At 41.6% G+C, this 15,439-nt stretch carries 13 protein-coding genes and 1 tRNA gene; 11 read left to right on the top strand and 3 right to left on the bottom strand.

The features are described 5' to 3' along the window. Positions 1-22 precede the first annotated feature (22 nt). The 6 genes from A8805_RS14925 (at position 23) to A8805_RS14950 (ending at position 6,515) form a co-directional block, all read left to right on the top strand. Positions 23-1,255 (top strand): anhydro-N-acetylmuramic acid kinase, encoded by a 1,233-nt coding sequence (locus tag A8805_RS14925; RefSeq protein ID WP_181392862.1) that lies wholly within the window; start codon positions 23-25, stop codon positions 1,253-1,255. Between the two features lie 91 nt (positions 1,256-1,346). Beyond that, complete coding sequence (locus A8805_RS14930; protein ID WP_109712553.1) at positions 1,347-2,348, top strand: sugar ABC transporter substrate-binding protein; 1,002 nt, start codon at positions 1,347-1,349, stop codon at positions 2,346-2,348. 74 nt (positions 2,349-2,422) lie between these two features. Next, a complete protein-coding gene (locus A8805_RS14935) occupies positions 2,423-3,946 on the top strand; it encodes a sugar ABC transporter ATP-binding protein (RefSeq protein ID WP_109712555.1) in 1,524 nt (507 codons plus the stop codon). Continuing rightward, positions 3,939-4,880 carry an ABC transporter permease gene (locus tag A8805_RS14940; protein ID WP_109712557.1) on the top strand — a complete coding sequence of 314 codons (942 nt, stop codon included), beginning with the start codon at positions 3,939-3,941 and terminating at the stop codon, positions 4,878-4,880. The genes A8805_RS14935 and A8805_RS14940 overlap by 8 nt, the downstream gene beginning before the upstream one ends. Positions 4,881-5,102: 222 nt before the next feature. Beyond that, positions 5,103-5,570 carry a VOC family protein gene (locus A8805_RS14945; protein WP_109712560.1) on the top strand — a complete coding sequence of 156 codons (468 nt, stop codon included), beginning with the start codon at positions 5,103-5,105 and terminating at the stop codon, positions 5,568-5,570. A 24-nt stretch (positions 5,571-5,594) separates the two neighbouring features. Continuing rightward, a complete protein-coding gene (locus tag A8805_RS14950; protein WP_109712564.1) occupies positions 5,595-6,515 on the top strand; it encodes an aldo/keto reductase in 921 nt (306 codons plus the stop codon). A gap of 96 nt (positions 6,516-6,611) precedes the next feature. Here the strand turns inward: A8805_RS14950 and carB are convergent, their stop codons facing one another. Beyond that, on the bottom strand, positions 6,612-9,842 hold the full coding sequence (carB, locus tag A8805_RS14955) for a carbamoyl-phosphate synthase large subunit (RefSeq protein ID WP_109712566.1): 3,231 nt from the start codon (positions 9,840-9,842) through the stop codon (positions 6,612-6,614). Between the two features lie 180 nt (positions 9,843-10,022). On the opposite strand from carB, the gene A8805_RS14960 reads away from it, so the two are divergent. Next, entirely contained in the window at positions 10,023-10,787 is a 765-nt protein-coding gene (locus A8805_RS14960; protein WP_109712568.1) for a MerR family transcriptional regulator, read from the top strand. A 10-nt stretch (positions 10,788-10,797) separates the two neighbouring features. Here A8805_RS14960 and A8805_RS14965 read toward each other — a convergent pair whose 3' ends face one another. Beyond that, a complete protein-coding gene (locus A8805_RS14965) occupies positions 10,798-11,493 on the bottom strand; it encodes an ATP-binding protein (RefSeq protein ID WP_109712570.1) in 696 nt (231 codons plus the stop codon). 100 nt (positions 11,494-11,593) lie between these two features. On the opposite strand from A8805_RS14965, the gene A8805_RS14970 reads away from it, so the two are divergent. Together A8805_RS14970 and A8805_RS14975 are read left to right on the top strand one after the other, a co-directional pair. After that, positions 11,594-12,286, top strand: a complete 693-nt coding sequence (locus A8805_RS14970) for a Crp/Fnr family transcriptional regulator (protein ID WP_109712572.1) — start codon at positions 11,594-11,596, stop codon at positions 12,284-12,286. Positions 12,287-12,335: 49 nt separating this feature from the next. Beyond that, positions 12,336-13,745, top strand: coding sequence for an amidophosphoribosyltransferase (locus A8805_RS14975; protein WP_109712574.1), 1,410 nt, complete (start codon positions 12,336-12,338; stop codon positions 13,743-13,745). An 85-nt stretch (positions 13,746-13,830) separates the two neighbouring features. Here A8805_RS14975 and A8805_RS14980 read toward each other — a convergent pair whose 3' ends face one another. Next, positions 13,831-14,073, bottom strand: a complete 243-nt coding sequence (locus tag A8805_RS14980; protein ID WP_109712576.1) for a hypothetical protein — start codon at positions 14,071-14,073, stop codon at positions 13,831-13,833. A gap of 149 nt (positions 14,074-14,222) precedes the next feature. Between A8805_RS14980 and A8805_RS14985 the strand changes: the two genes are divergently transcribed. Both A8805_RS14985 and A8805_RS14990 read left to right on the top strand, forming a co-directional pair. Further along, positions 14,223-14,293, top strand: a tRNA-Gly gene (locus tag A8805_RS14985). 179 nt (positions 14,294-14,472) lie between these two features. After that, complete coding sequence (locus A8805_RS14990; protein ID WP_181392863.1) at positions 14,473-15,216, top strand: GntR family transcriptional regulator; 744 nt, start codon at positions 14,473-14,475, stop codon at positions 15,214-15,216. The last annotated feature ends 223 nt before the right edge of the window (positions 15,217-15,439 follow it).

Genomic DNA, 15,439 nt, shown 5'->3' on the forward strand with positions numbered 1-15,439 from the left:
AAAAAGAAAGGAGAACATGATTATGGATTTAATTATGGGAATGAATAGCGGCTCATCATTTGATGGCATTGACGTTATTCTGGCAGAGACAGAGCTGGATAAGGACGGGTTTCCAAAAGCTCCCCGCTTTATCTGCGGCGGTTCTTATGAATGGCCGGAAGAAGTAACAAAAATTGTAACAGAAGCTTTTGAAAACAGAGTGGATATGGTTGGATTGAATCGCCTGAATTACATATGCGGTGCGGTATTTGCAGAAAAAGCGGTTCAGTTTATGAAAGAGAATAATATCAATCCGCTTGATGTAAAAGTTTTGGGGCTTGATACTCAGACTATTTATCAGGAACAGCCGGACCATGCAAAAATCACTTCCATGACAGAGGAAGAAAAAGCAGACTGGCTGCACAGATGGTTGAATGGACCGTACCCGGCAGGAATGCAAATGGGGGAATCTTCCGTAATTGCGAATCTTACGAACATTGATACAGTTACGCATTTCAGACCTGCTGACCATGTGTGGGGAGGTGCAGCGGCACCGCTTATGCCGTATCTGGATTTTGTTTTATTTAGAAATGAAGAGAATCCAGTTATGACTCTTAACATAGGAGGAATTGCAAATCTTCATGTAGCAAGTAAGGATCGGAAAAATATGTTTGGGTTTGATACTGGTCCGGGAAATGCAGTATCCAATTATCTATGCAAGAAGTTAATTGGAAAAGACTATGACAAAGATGGAGAGCTGGCAGCGAAAGGAAAAGTAAATGATGAAATGCTGACATTTTATATGCAGCATCCTTTCTGGGACAGGCCGGTGCCGCGTTCTGGATGGGTGGGGGATTATAATGAAGAATATATAAATAGTGTTCTTGAAAAATTTGGACATCTCTCAACAGAAGACATTTTAGCAACAACTTGTGCATTTACAGGGGCAGCAGTTGCAAAAAGTATGATTGACAACATTCCGGAGGAAATCATTAATAAGACAGACAAGTTATATGCAAGTGGCGGAGGCGTCAGAAACCCTCAGATTATGAAAGAAATACAGGAAAGAATTCCTGGAAACATTGAGGTCACAACCTCTGCTGAAATTGGAATTCCACCAGAATATAAAGAAGCGATTAAGTTTGCGACCATCGCTTACTCTACTGTGAATAAAATACCAGGAAATATTCCGGCAGCAGGTCATGCCTCACAATATTCAATTTTAGGCAAAATTGCATTAGCACCCAGAAACATCAAAGGAGGCCCGCAATTGTAATTGAATATGCACACAATATACCACGAAAAAGTGAAAAAGGCTAGTTCAATATAAAAAATATTTATACTTTAAGAAGGGAAGGAGATTATATATGAAAAAGAAAATTTTAGCATTAATCTGTGCAGTTGCTTTAGCAGGCAGCCTTGCAGCTTGCAGCAGCAGCCCAACGGGAGGGAGTTCAAAAGAGGAAGAAAAGTCAGAATCAGTGAAGGAAGATAAAGGCCAATTGGAAGAAATTACAATTGGTGTATCTTTTGGACAAAATGTACATCCGTTTTTCGTTGCTATGGAAACGGGAATCAAACAGGCATGTGAAGATTTGGGAATTAAAAAATATAATATTTTATCAGCCGATAGTTCGTTAGAAACTCAGAATTCCCAAATAGAAAATCTGGTAACGATGGGATGTGACGTAATCTTATTAAATCCTTATGATTCCGAAGGCGTAGTGAATGCAGTTGAAAATGCTAATAGTGCAGGGGTGGGTGTGTTTACAATGGACATTGACTGTAAAGGGTCTACAGCATTTATTGCATCAGATAACCGCGAAATTGGAAAGATGCTGGCGGATTATGTAATAGACAAGTTAGATGGCAAAGGCAAAATTGCAATTATCGACGGTATTACAGTAACTTCACTGAAAGACAGAACAGAAGGATTTATGGAGGCTATTAAAGGAACTGACATTGAGGTAGTTGCAGAACAGCAAACTGCTCATGGGAGAGAAACAGCATTACAATCTGCGGAAAATATTTTACAGGCACATCCAGACATTAACGCATTTGTAGGTATTAATGAAAATTCCGGTATGGCAATTCTTAGTGCGGTAACATCTGCAAACTTAAAGGACGTATTAATTACAACTGTAGATGCAACTTCTGAAAATTTGGCTGCCATTAGAGATGGTAAAGTAGAAACAGGTGTTTCACAAGACCCGTATCAAATGGGATATCAGGCGGTAGAGCAGGCGATTAAGTGGTGCAACGGCGAACAGATTGATAAGTTTGTAGAAGTTAAAGTAGAATATATGAACAAAGAGAATGTTCAGGGATTTATTGACAGGGAGATTGGATACGGAGTAGAAATAGATTAATATTTAAAGTGCTGAGATAGCGTGGAACCACCTGGATTATCGGGTGGTTCCTACCATAAATAAGGAGGTGGAACATGTCTGATGTAGTTGTAAAGATGAAAGGGATATCAAAAGCATTTGCTGGGATTAAGGCTTTGGACGATGTTCAGATTGAATTGAAAAGAGGAGAAGTACATGCGTTAATGGGTGAGAATGGCGCAGGAAAATCCACTTTGATGAAAATCATGACTGGGGTGTATACAAAAGATTCGGGAAATATGCATCTATATAATGAAGAGTCAGGACAGATGGAAGAGGTCGAAATGAAGTCTCCGCTAATGGCACAGAAAGCCGGACTAAGTATGGTATTTCAAGAATTAAATCTTTTGGAAAACATGAGTATTGCCGAGAATATTTTTATTGGCAGAGAGCCGGTTGGAAAGAGCAGGTTTTTGAATAAAGAAGAATTAAGAAAAAATGCAAGAAAAGAGCTGGAGAAGGTGGGATTGCAGATTGACCCGGGAACACCGGTAGACCAGCTAAGCTGTGGACAGATGCAGTGCATAGAAATAGCAAAAGCATTATCATTTAAAGCAAGGGTGGTAGTATTTGATGAACCAACCGCAAGTTTGTCCGAGCAGGAATCACAGGTACTGTTTAATATTATTGAAGAACTTAAAAGAGAGGGTGTGTGTATAGTCTACATTTCTCATCGCATGGAAGAAGTTTTTCAGCTGTCTGATAGAATTACTGTATTTAGAAATGGAACTTATATTGATACGGTTCGGACCAAAGAGGTTACAGAGCCGGATTTAATCAAGATGATGATTGGGCGTGAAATTGCAGATAAAAAAGGCCGGGGCAGTACTCATATCAATAAGGATAATGTAATTCTGGATGTAAAGAATATGCGGGTGTATCCAGACAGCGCTCCAGTTAACTTTAAACTATATGAAAAAGAGATATTGGGATTCTTTGGGTTGGTGGGGGCCGGCAGAACGGAACTTATGCGAAAGCTGTTCGGTATTGATCCGATTGGAGAAGGTGAAATATACATTAAAGGGAATAAAATACATATTTCTTCCCCGTCAGATGCAATTCAGGAAGGAATAGGGCTTGTACCGGAGGATAGAAAAGCGTTGGGCCTAATTCTTGGTATGAGTATTAAAGACAATATGCTTATATCAAAATTAGCTCAGTTTAAAAGTGGCTGGCTAAGAAAACAAATGTTGAGAGAAATTACAGGAAGCTATATTTCTGACTTAGGGATTGCTCTCAGAAATGAGGAACAAGAAGTAAAGGAATTGAGTGGTGGTAATCAACAAAAAGTGGTGATTGCAAAATGGCTTGCAATGACACCAAATATTTTAATTATGGATGAACCAACCCGGGGAATTGATGTGGGGGCGAAAAGTGAAATATATGCATTAATGCGTAAGCTTACAGATGCCGGAAAAAGTATTATCATGATTTCATCAGAGATTGCAGAGGTTATGCAAATAAGTGACAGGGTGATTGTAATGCATGAAGGGAGTATATCGGGAGAAATCTCGTCGGAAGAAGTTACAAAAAATAATATAATGCAGGCTGCATTTGGCGGAGGGATGAAAAATGAGTAAAGATAAAAAAATGAATATCAGGTCACTAAGAGAATTGCTGCTTGTCGGAGTTGTAATTCTCCTGGGAATTGTATGGACTATAATGAATCCGCAGTTTTTATCCGCAAATAATATCAGTAATATTTTAAGACAGGCATCATATACAGCCATTGCGGCTGTAGGAATGACTATGGTAATTATCATTGGTGAAATTGACCTCTCTGCAGGCTCACTTGTATGTGCTTCAGGTCTGGTGGGAGCAGTGATATGTAAAAATACAGATAGCGTTTTACTGGCTGTACTTGGTGCAGTTATGGTGGGGGTAGTAGTAGGGGCAGCCAATGGTATCCTTTGTGCAGTGGGAAAGTTACCAGGATTTATCGCATCTTTGGCAAGTATGACAATACTGAGAGGGCTGGCATATATTGCCACAGGGGGAAATTCTATAGTATGGAGAAATGAGCAGTTTACTATGATAGGTACAGGGTATATTGGTGTAATACCAGTACCGGTGCTCATTATGATAATTGTAATTATTTTTGGAATTATTTTGACTACAAAGACTCGTTTTGGACGCTATATTTATGCTGTTGGCGGAAATATAGAGGCGAGCCGCTGGTCCGGGATTGCAGTAACGAAAGTAAAAATCTTAGTATATGTAATTATGGGTATACTGACATCAATTGCAGGTTTGATTATTACTGCAAGATTAGGCTCCGGACAGCCATCGGCCGGCACCAGCTTTGAAATGGATTGCATTACAGCAGCGGTGGTAGGTGGAACCAGCATGGCCGGAGGCCGGGGAAAAGTACTTGGAACAGTAGTGGGTGTATTATTACTGACCGTTTTGACAAATGGCATGACATTAGTCGGAATGAATACTTATTGGCAACAGGTATTAAAAGGTGTAATTATTGTAGTGTCAGTTTTGGTCGACACAAGGGGAAAGAAATAATTTTATTAGACAATCACTTTTGTATAATATTTTGGGTGTTCTGCAGGCTGGAAAATGCTTTGCAGAATGCCTTTTTATTTTTATACATCTAGGAAAAATGTGGATTTATTAAGCTGTATGGATATTCCGTGTGAAAAAGAAATGGAAAAATTTTTGTGTTGATGGTACAATATCGGTAAAGATAATTGGATACCCCAAAGTTTTATATAAGTGGAGACAGAGATGAGACTTAAAAACATATTATTTGTTGTAAATGATATAGAGAAATCAAAGAATTTCTACAGGGAACTGTTTGGTCTGGAAGTGATTGCTGATTTTGGAGAAAATGTAGTTCTCACAGAAGGACTGGCGCTGCAGGAAAGAAAATTATGGGAAACCTTTATAGAAAAAGAGACTGTCCTTGGAGGAAATGATGCAGAGCTGTATTTTGAAGATAACGATATCGACCGGTTTCTTCAAAAGCTGGAAAATAGCAATTTTCCCATTGAATACTTGAATAAGTGTAAAGAGCATGACTGGGGCCAGCGTGTAATCCGCATTTATGACCCGGATAGACATGTGATTGAGATTGGAGAATCCATGGAATATGTGGCAAGAAGATTCCTGAATATGGGAATGACAGTAGAACAGGTGGCAAAGAAAACACAACTGCCCCTTTCTCAGATAGAAGTAGTGAAAACAGATTTTTAAATATTGTGCAGGAGGATACAAGTGATGAAGAGAATGTCATTAGGAACCAGCAGTCTTGAGGTTCCGGTAATCGCAGCAGGATGTATGAGGATAAATACTCTGGATGAAGAAAGTTTGGAAAGTTATATTAATAAATGCATGGAGCTGGGGATGAATTTCTTTGAACATGCAGATATATATGGGGGCGGAAAATGTGAGTCCCTTTTTGCCGAGGCATTTGCAAAAACTGAGTTCAGACGTGAAGATATTATTTTACAGTCGAAGTGCGGGATTGTTCCGGGAGTGATGTATGATTTCTCAAAGGAGCATATTATAAAATCAGTAGAAAGCAGTTTGAAGAGGCTGGACACAGATTATCTGGATGTCCTGGTTCTTCACCGCCCGGATGCTTTGATGGAACCGGAAGAAGTGGCGGAGGCTTTTGATTTGCTGAATGCATCGGGTAAGGTCAGGAACTTTGGTGTATCGAACCATAAACCAATGCAGATAGAGTTCTTGAAGAAATATGTAAAGCAGGATATTGTAACCAATCAGCTTCAGCTCAGCATACCGTTTTCTAATATGATAGCAAATGGTATGGAAGTCAACATGCTGACAGACGGTGCCCCGGACCGGGATGGAAGTGTTTTGGACTACTGCCGTCTGAAAGATATGACGATTCAGGCATGGTCCCCGTTCCAGTATGGATTTTTTGAAGGTGTATTTATTGGAAGTGACAAGTTTCCAGAGCTGAACCAGCAGCTGGAAGAACTGGCGGAACGTTATGATGTAACACCAATTACAATTGTGGCGGCGTGGATGTTAAGACATCCGGCGCATTTTCAGGTGATTGCCGGGACAACAAATTTAAGCCGGTTAGAAGAAATGGCACTGGGATGTGATATTACCCTGAGCAGGGAAGAATGGTACCGGATCTATTTGAGTGCAGGGCATATATTGCCATAGGGTGTACACCTTGAACCGCTAGTGTTCAAGAAGGGGCATTACTGTAATTATAAGAAGGAGGGGATATCCCATAAGGGAATCCCCTCCTTCTTATAATTATGCCATCAAATCTGAAATTCCGTCATGCAGTTCCTGAAGAGATTTTACGTCTCCATTGCCATATTTTTTTATGTGTTTAATTCCTCTGGCAGTTGCATTTGCAGCGGCCATAGTAGTTATATAAGGGATTTTTGCTTTGATAGCTGCCTTTCTCAAATAGCTGTCATCATGGACGCTTCCCTTCCCTACAGGGGTATTTACGATCAGGTCAATCTTACCGTTTGTAATCATATCTAATATATTTGGTCTTCCCTCGTATAATTTATTTACCCTTTCAGCTTCTATTCCATTTTTAATAAGGAGGTCATAGGTTGTACCTGTTGCTATAATTTTGAATCCGTCTTCTGAAAAACTCTTTGCAACGTCTGCAACTTCCGGCTTATCTTTTCTGCTGACGGATATTAATACGGTTCCGCCCAAAGGAAGTTTCGTCTGAGTTGCCTCCTGTGCCTTACAGAAAGCTTCGCCATAAGAGGAAGATAATCCAAGAACTTCTCCTGTAGAACGCATTTCAGGTCCCAGAACCGGGTCCACTTCCGGAAACATGTTAAATGGAAATACAGCTTCCTTGACACCGTAATATGGAATGGACTTTTCCTTTAATGTTGGGACAGGGGAAGGTCTTCCTGTGATTTCTGCCGTGATGATGTCTGTAGCCAGGGGCACCATACGGATGCCGCATACTTTGGATACAAGGGGAACAGTTCTGGAGGCACGGGGGTTCGCTTCCAGTACGTAAACTTTGCCGTCCTCGATTGCATACTGCATATTCATAAGCCCTTCAACATGCATTTCCTCTGCAATTTTCCTGGTATATTCTTTAATGGTCTTTATATTTTCCTCTGAAATATGTACAGGCGGAATGATACATGCAGAGTCACCGGAGTGTACGCCTGCCAGCTCAATATGCTCCATGACGGCAGGGACGAATGCATGGATGCCATCACTGATTGCATCAGCTTCACATTCCAGTGCATGATTCAGGAAGCGGTCTATAAGAATCGGACGATCCGGCGTCACGCCCACAGCAGCTGCCATATAATTTTTCATGCTCTCATCATCGTAGACCACTTCCATGCCGCGGCCGCCTAATACGTAGGAGGGGCGCACCATGACCGGATAGCCGATTCTCTGTGCGATGGAAATTCCTTCTTCTACATCAACAGCCATTCCAGACTCCGGCATTGGAATTTCCAATTTTTCCATCATGTCACGGAACAGGTCACGGTCTTCCGCCAAATCAATGACAGATGGAGAGGTTCCCAGTATTTTGACACCATTCTTTTCCAGGTCCGCTGCCAGATTTAAAGGAGTCTGACCCCCGAATTGTGCAATGACACCCAGTGGTTTTTCCTTTTTATAAATGCTTAGTACATCTTCCAGTGTCAGTGGTTCAAAGTACAGTTTGTCTGAAGTATCGTAGTCTGTAGAAACTGTTTCCGGGTTGCAGTTTACAATAATGGTTTCAAATCCCAAGTCTTTTAATGCAAGAGAGGCGTGGACACAGCAGTAGTCAAATTCGATTCCCTGCCCTATACGGTTTGGCCCTCCGCCAAGAATCATAATCTTAGGCTTATCTCCGCTGACTGGATTTTTGTCCTCTGCGTTATATGTGGAGTAATAGTAAGCACTGTCCTCTGTGCCGCTTACGTGAACACCCTCCCATGCTTCTTCCATACCGATTTCCACCCGGCGGTCTCTGATCTCTTTTTCCTGGATGTCCAGAAGCTGACTCAGATATTTGTCAGAGAAGCCATTCTTTTTTGCCGAAATAAGACATTCATCAGAAGGAAGCTGTCCCTTTCCTTTTATTAAAGCGTTCTCTTCCTCCACCAGATCCTTCATCTGTTCGATAAAGTAGGTCTTTACTTTGGTGATTTCATGTATTTCATTTATAGAAGCTCCTTTGCGCAGCGCTTCATACATAATAAAGTGCCGTTCACTGGATGGAGTAATCAGAAGGGAAAGGAGTTCTTCCTTTGTTTTCTGTTCAAGGTCTTTCACCTGTCCCAGTCCGTAACGTCCGGTTTCCAGGCTTCGGATGGCTTTCTGGAATGCTTCTTTATAAGTCTTTCCAATGCTCATAACCTCACCGACTGCGCGCATCTGGGTGCCAAGCTTATCTTCCACACCTTTAAACTTTTCAAAGGCCCAGCGTGCGAACTTGATTACAACATAATCTCCGTCCGGCACGTATTTATCCAGGGTCCCATATTTCCCGCAGGGAATGTCCTTGAGGGTCAAACCTGTGGCCAGCATGGCGGATACGAGAGCAATAGGGAAGCCTGTTGCCTTAGAAGCAAGTGCGGAGGAGCGGGAGGTTCTGGGATTGATTTCGATAACGATAATCCTGTCACTGACCGGATCATGTGCAAATTGTACATTAGTGCCGCCAATAACCTCAACAGACTCTACGATTTTATATGCCTGCTCCTGAAGACGTTTTTGGCAGTCCTCAGAGATGGTCAGCATGGGGGCTGAGCAGAAGGAGTCTCCGGTATGTACACCCAGTGGGTCAATATTTTCGATAAAGCAGACGGTTATCATATGATTGTCCTTGTCCCGGACAACTTCCAGCTCCAGTTCTTCCCATCCCAGAATAGACTCTTCAACAAGAACCTGACCTACAAGACTTGCCTGAAGACCACGTGTACATATGGTTTTCAATTCTTCTTTATTATAGACAAGACCGCCGCCGGCGCCGCCCATGGTATATGCGGGACGGAGAACTACAGGATATCCAAGGTCATCCGCAATAGAGAGGGCTTCTTCCACAGAGTATGCCACCTGGCTGCGTGCCATCTCAATTCCCAGTTCATTCATGGCTTTTTTGAATTCAATGCGGTCTTCGCCACGTTCAATAGCATCCACTTGTACGCCGATAACCTGAACCTGATATTTTTCCAAAATTCCCTTTCCAGCAAGTTCTGAACATAAATTCAGCCCAGACTGTCCGCCAAGGTTTGGAAGCAGGGCATCAGGGCGTTCCTTTGCTATAATCTGTTCCAATCTCTCTACATTCAATGGTTCAATGTAGGTGACATCGGCTGTCTCCGGGTCTGTCATAATGGTTGCCGGATTAGAATTAACCAAAACAATTTCATATCCTAAGTTTCTCAATGCCTTACAGGCCTGAGTACCGGAGTAATCAAACTCGCAGGCTTGTCCAATAATGATGGGACCTGACCCTATAATCAATACTTTGTGAATGTCAGTTCTCTGTGGCATACTTTATCCTCCTGTACACTTCAATTTTTAAAACAACGATATCTGCCAAATAATATTATAGTGGAGAAAAGGATAGGAAGTAAAGCAGTTTTGGAAGACATACAAAAAAGTTTTAAGAATTCTCTTGACTCTGACCTAACGTCAACTGTTATAGTGAAATCACAGTAGGAGGTAATGCGTATGAAATATAGTATAAAAGAATTATCTGAAATTGCAGGGATCAGTGCACGTACCCTGCGTTACTATGACAAAATAGGATTGTTAAAGCCGTCCCTTGTCCGTGAATCCGGTTACCGCTATTATGGCGGAAAAGAGCTGGAGCTGCTGCAGCAGATATTATTTTATAAAGAGAGAGGATTGAAGCTGAAACAAATTGCTGAAATCCTGTATGGGGGAGACTTTGACATTCTAACAGCCTTGTATAGCCATCTGAAAGAATTGGAGAGACAGCAGGCCAGAATTAATAGCATGATAACTACTGTAAAAAAGACGATTGCATCAATGAAAGGAGAAATCATCATGAGTAATGAAGAAAAATTTGAGTCATTTAAAAAAGATATGATACAAAAGAATGAAGAAATGTACAGTGAGGAAATACGTGATAAATATGGAGATGAGGATGTGGAAGCAGCAAACCAAAAGATGCTGAACATGTCAAAGGAAGATTACGAGCATTTCCGGGCTTTGGAAGAGGAGATTAAAGAATCGCTGAAAACAGCGGTACGGGCAGGCGAAAGCCCAAAAGAAGAGTCCGGTAAAAAGATAACCGGACTCCACAAGGAATGGCTGCACATGACCTGGAAACAATATACGCCTGAAGCACACAAAGGAATCGGACAAATGTATGAGGCGGACAGCAGGTTTACGCAATATTATGATGAAGAAGTATCAGGCTGCGCAGGATTCCTTAAAGAAGCAATAAATTACTGGGCCGAAAAGATTTAAAAATGCTGTTTTAAAGAATTTCTCCCTGGGTGGATATAGTTACAACCTGCCACGGAATCATTTTTCCGCTGTTGATAAGAGCATTCTTAACAGCCTGCTCCAGACCGCCGCAGCAAGGAACTTCCATCCGTACCACAGTTACATTTTTAATAGAGTTTTGTCTGATAATTTCAGCCAGCTTCTCAGAGTAGTCTACGTCATCCAGCTTTGGACATCCTACAAGGGTAATTTTTCCCTGCATGAATTCCTGGTGGAAATTGGCGTAAGCATAAGCAGAGCAATCTGCAGCGATGAGAAGCTGTGCATCTTCAAAATAAGGTGCGTTGATGGGGACAAGCTTTATCTGTACCGGCCACTGCATAAGCTGTGATTCTGCCGGAGCAGATGCGGCAGGTTTGGCTGCCGGAGTGCGGTTTATTGCTTTTGCACGTGTCCCGGGGCATACGAAGGGGTGTGGCTGTTCGTCTTTTTTCTTCTGGTTATTTGCAACAGCTTCTGCATCGTATTCGGCAGCTTCCCGTTCTACAAAGGTAATAGCGCCCGTTGGACAGGTAGGAAGACAGTCTCCCAGTCCGTCACAATAATCATCTCTTAAAAGTCTGGCTTTTCCGTCTATCATTCCGATAGCTCCCTCGTGGCATGCTTCCGCACATAATCCACACCCGTTACATAGTTCTTCATTTATTTCTATGATTCTTCTTATCATGATTGTACCTCCTGATTGATTCTCTTGATTTCATATGCAAATTGTACTATACTTAAAAAAGAAAAAATGTTGTCATTACAACAAAGTGGAGAAAAGATTTATGGATTATAAATTTATAACAAAAACAGGATTATTTAAGGGGGTCACGGAAGAAGAGACCAAAGCTATGCTAAAATGTCTGGGGGCAGAGGAAAAAAAGTTTTCTAAGGATTATACGATTTATCATATGGGGCAGACAATACGGCGGATGGGCCTTCTGCTAAAAGGCGGCATCAACATTGTCAGGACAGATGTATGGGGGAATGCAAATATCCTCGGACATATTCTGCCCGGAGAGGTTTTTGCGGAGACATATGCCTGTAATCCTGATGAACCTATGATGTCAGATGTAATAACAACTTCAGAGTCTTCAGTCTTGTTTCTGGATGTGGGAAAGGTGGTGCAGACTTGTGTTTCTTCCTGCAGCCATCATGAGAGACTTGTCCGCAACCTGCTGACTGTTTTATCCTTGAAAAATTTAAACCTGTCACAGAAAATAAACCATATCACACCGAAAACCATCAGAGAGAGACTGCTCTCCTATCTGTCATGGGAGGCTGTGAAGCAGGGGAAACAGCATATAGACATTCCATTTAGCAGGCAGCAGCTTGCGGATTATCTGTCTGTGGACAGAAGCGCCCTTTCCAGTGAACTTTCTAAAATGCAGCGGGAGGGCCTGCTCAGTTATAAGAAGAATCATTTTATTTTGCGGGAGATAAAGGTTGACGGGGAGTATCTGAAACTTAAGGAGTAGGCTGCCTGTATAGGGCCGAGGAGCAATTTATTGAAAAGGAGAATGAGAAATGGGCGGTTTTTTTGGTGTGGCTTCAAAGACGGACTGTATATCCGAGTTGTTCTATGGTGTAGATTATCATTCCCATTTGGGAACAAGAAGAGGCGGAATGGCGACATTTAGTGAGGAAGGGTTTCAAAGAGCAATACATAACATTGAAAACTCGCCGTTTCGCACTAAGTTTGAAAAAGATGTGGAAGAGCTTAACGGTAATCTTGGAATTGGATGTATCTCGGATTATGAGCCGCAGCCATTATTAATCCAGTCTCATTTGGGCAGTTTTGCAATTACAACGGTGGGAAAGATTAACAACATGGACGAGCTTCTGGAAAAGGTATATGAAAATGGACATACACATTTTCAGGAGATGAGCGGAGGACAGGTTAACGCCACGGAACTGATTGCTTCCTTAATCTGCAAGGAGGATACCATTGTAAAGGGAATCCAGTATGTGCAGCAGCTTGTGGATGGCTCAATGACAATACTGCTGATGACATCTAAGGGGCTGTATGCCGCAAGGGACAGGTATGGAAGAACCCCTCTCGTTGTTGGAAAAAAAGAAGATGCTCATTGTGTTTCTTTTGAAAACTTTGCATATATTAACTTAGGCTATCAGGATTATAAAGAATTAGGCCCTGCGGAGATTGTCTTTATCACACCTGAAAGTGTGGATACAGTCAGCCCACCGGGAGAGGATATGAAAATCTGCTCCTTTTTGTGGGTATATTACGGCTATCCCACCTCTTCATACGAAGGAGTGAATGTTGAAGAAATGAGATATAAGTGCGGAAGTATGCTAGCAAAACGGGATGGAAATTCTGTCTCTCCGGATATCGTCGCAGGAGTTCCGGACTCAGGCATCGCACATGCAATCGGCTATGCCAATGAATCGGGAATTCCTTATGCAAGACCGTTCATTAAATATACTCCTACGTGGCCCCGTTCCTTTATGCCCGTCAATCAAGTGCAGAGAAATCTAATTGCCAGAATGAAATTAATTCCGGTACAGACATTGATTCAAAATAAGAAGTTACTGCTAATTGATGATTCCATTGTAAGAGGAACCCAGCTTAGAGAGACTACAGAATTTCTTTATCAAAGCGGAGCCAAAGAAGTACATGTCCGCCCGGCGTGCCCCCCACTTTTGTTTGGCTGCAAATATCTGAACTTTTCCCGTTCAAAATCTGAACTGGATCTGATAACAAGAAGCATCATTCAAGAGCGGGAGGAAAAGGTAACACCAGAAATCTTAGAAGAATATGCAGACCCACGCTGTAAACGTTACGATGAAATGATAGAAGAAATACGCAGACGCCAGAATTTTACAACGCTGCGTTACCACAGATTGGATGATCTGGTTGCTTCTATCGGATTGCCTCCTTGTAAACTCTGCACCTACTGCTTTGATGGAAAAAAATAATACGGCTGATTGAATTGTAAAAATATTCTGAAAACAAAGGGCAAAAGGGTCAGTCCCCTTTTAATAAATCACCGTAGTGCAGTGTTTATTGGTCCAATTGCTGCAGCATTTTTATCGTTTCAATATCATCTTCCTTTAACTTGATATTTGAACTGTAGCTTTTTCCCTCTGGAGTAGTTACGTTGATTTCAATAATAGTTCCTTCTGCAAGGGCATCGTTGGAGACCGCTTTCACAAACAGTTGAAACTTTGGGTGGTTATTGTGAAAGCGGTCCATGCTGCTCTTAAATTTCTGAAGCATGGCAATCTGATTTAAATTAAGGCTCATATTATATACTCCTTTACTAAATAAAGATAATGGTCTTTTATAATATATGACATCAGGAAGAAAATAACAAGCAGGGAAAATAAAAATTTAATTTTGGTATTGAAAAATCAATCTGTTTGTGTTAAGATATCATTCGTGTCAAAGATGACGCGGGTGTAGTTCAATGGTAGAACACCAGCCTTCCAAGCTGGATACGTGGGTTCGATTCCCATCACCCGCTTAAAGAAACAGCCGGTTAATCCGGCTGTTTCTTTATGTAATGGGGAAATAGCTGCTAAAGCGCCCGTGCTTCAGCACGAGAGTCTGTCAAAGCCAGACTTCTTGTTCAGATTGATGAGATATGTTAATATATGTTATAATATAGTAAAAGATAAGTTTATTGATGAGGAGAAAAGGATTATGGCAGCTCAAACCAAGAAAGCGTTTACAAAAAATGAAGCGACGCCCTTATACCTTCAACTGAAGAATTCGATTAAACAGGATATTAAGGCAGGGGTTTTAAAGCCGGGCGAGAAAATTCCTTCAGAGGCCGAGATGAAGGAGATGTATCATATGAGCCGGGTAACTATCCGAAATGCACTGGCTGAGCTGGAAGTGGAAGGGTATATCCAGAAGGTGCAGGGGAAGGGAAGTTTTGTAACGCAGTCAGATATGCTGCGTCTGCCTGATGGTGTTACCAGCCTGAGCAATGACGGGAAGATGCAGGGGGTAGAGGTCACTGCGAAGATTTTGGAGCAGGGAATTCAGAATAAAGTAAGTGAGATAGATAAAGAGTTTTTTGGGATGCAGGACAAGGATAAGGTTATGGTCTTGAAAAGGGTCAGGATGGCTGACGGACATCCCATTTCCATAGAGGAGAACCATTTTTCAGACAGGCTATTCTCGTTGGAACACGATGACCTGTCCGGTTCCCTCTATGAAGTTCTGCAGAAGAAATACAAGATGGTTCCGACGATAAAAGGGAGAAGAAGCGTGAGGATAGGATTTGCAACGGAGGAAGTTGCAAGATGTCTTGATTTGGCAATCGGCACTCCTGTTATTGAGAGTGAGCTGGGGGTGCTGGATGCCAACGGTGAGCCTATCCATACAGTAAAAGATATTGTGCGGGGAGATGTAGAACGGTTTATGAAATGGTATGTGTAGAGATAAAATCTGCACATATTAAGATAAGATAATACAATTATAAAGGGGATTGAATATCCCAGTAAAAGCAAGCGTTTTCCAGTAAAAGGAAAACGCTTTTTTGTTTTAAGAGTCTTTCGAATGTGTAAAAATAGACAAAAAAATGAAAAAACAGAACGAAATATTGACAATATAGCCACTATGATATATATTTGAATTAAGACAAGTTAATACAAGATAACGG

The organism is Faecalicatena contorta, from assembly GCF_003149105.1.
GTDB lineage: Bacteria > Bacillota > Clostridia > Lachnospirales > Lachnospiraceae > Muricomes > Muricomes contortus_C.

Bases quoted from the DNA above. Each gene is read 5' to 3' on its own strand.
- A8805_RS14925 (WP_181392862.1), top strand. From the start codon at position 23: ATGGATTTAATTATGGGAATGAATAGCGGCTCATCATTTGATGGCATT.
- A8805_RS14930 (WP_109712553.1), top strand. From the start codon at position 1,347: ATGAAAAAGAAAATTTTAGCATTAATCTGTGCAGTTGCTTTAGCAGGC.
- A8805_RS14935 (WP_109712555.1), top strand. From the start codon at position 2,423: ATGTCTGATGTAGTTGTAAAGATGAAAGGGATATCAAAAGCATTTGCT.
- A8805_RS14940 (WP_109712557.1), top strand. From the start codon at position 3,939: ATGAGTAAAGATAAAAAAATGAATATCAGGTCACTAAGAGAATTGCTG.
- A8805_RS14945 (WP_109712560.1), top strand. From the start codon at position 5,103: ATGAGACTTAAAAACATATTATTTGTTGTAAATGATATAGAGAAATCA.
- A8805_RS14950 (WP_109712564.1), top strand. From the start codon at position 5,595: ATGAAGAGAATGTCATTAGGAACCAGCAGTCTTGAGGTTCCGGTAATC.
- carB (WP_109712566.1), bottom strand. From the start codon at position 9,842: ATGCCACAGAGAACTGACATTCACAAAGTATTGATTATAGGGTCAGGT.
- A8805_RS14960 (WP_109712568.1), top strand. From the start codon at position 10,023: ATGAAATATAGTATAAAAGAATTATCTGAAATTGCAGGGATCAGTGCA.
- A8805_RS14965 (WP_109712570.1), bottom strand. From the start codon at position 11,493: ATGATAAGAAGAATCATAGAAATAAATGAAGAACTATGTAACGGGTGT.
- A8805_RS14970 (WP_109712572.1), top strand. From the start codon at position 11,594: ATGGATTATAAATTTATAACAAAAACAGGATTATTTAAGGGGGTCACG.
- A8805_RS14975 (WP_109712574.1), top strand. From the start codon at position 12,336: ATGGGCGGTTTTTTTGGTGTGGCTTCAAAGACGGACTGTATATCCGAG.
- A8805_RS14980 (WP_109712576.1), bottom strand. From the start codon at position 14,073: ATGAGCCTTAATTTAAATCAGATTGCCATGCTTCAGAAATTTAAGAGC.
- A8805_RS14990 (WP_181392863.1), top strand. From the start codon at position 14,473: ATGGCAGCTCAAACCAAGAAAGCGTTTACAAAAAATGAAGCGACGCCC.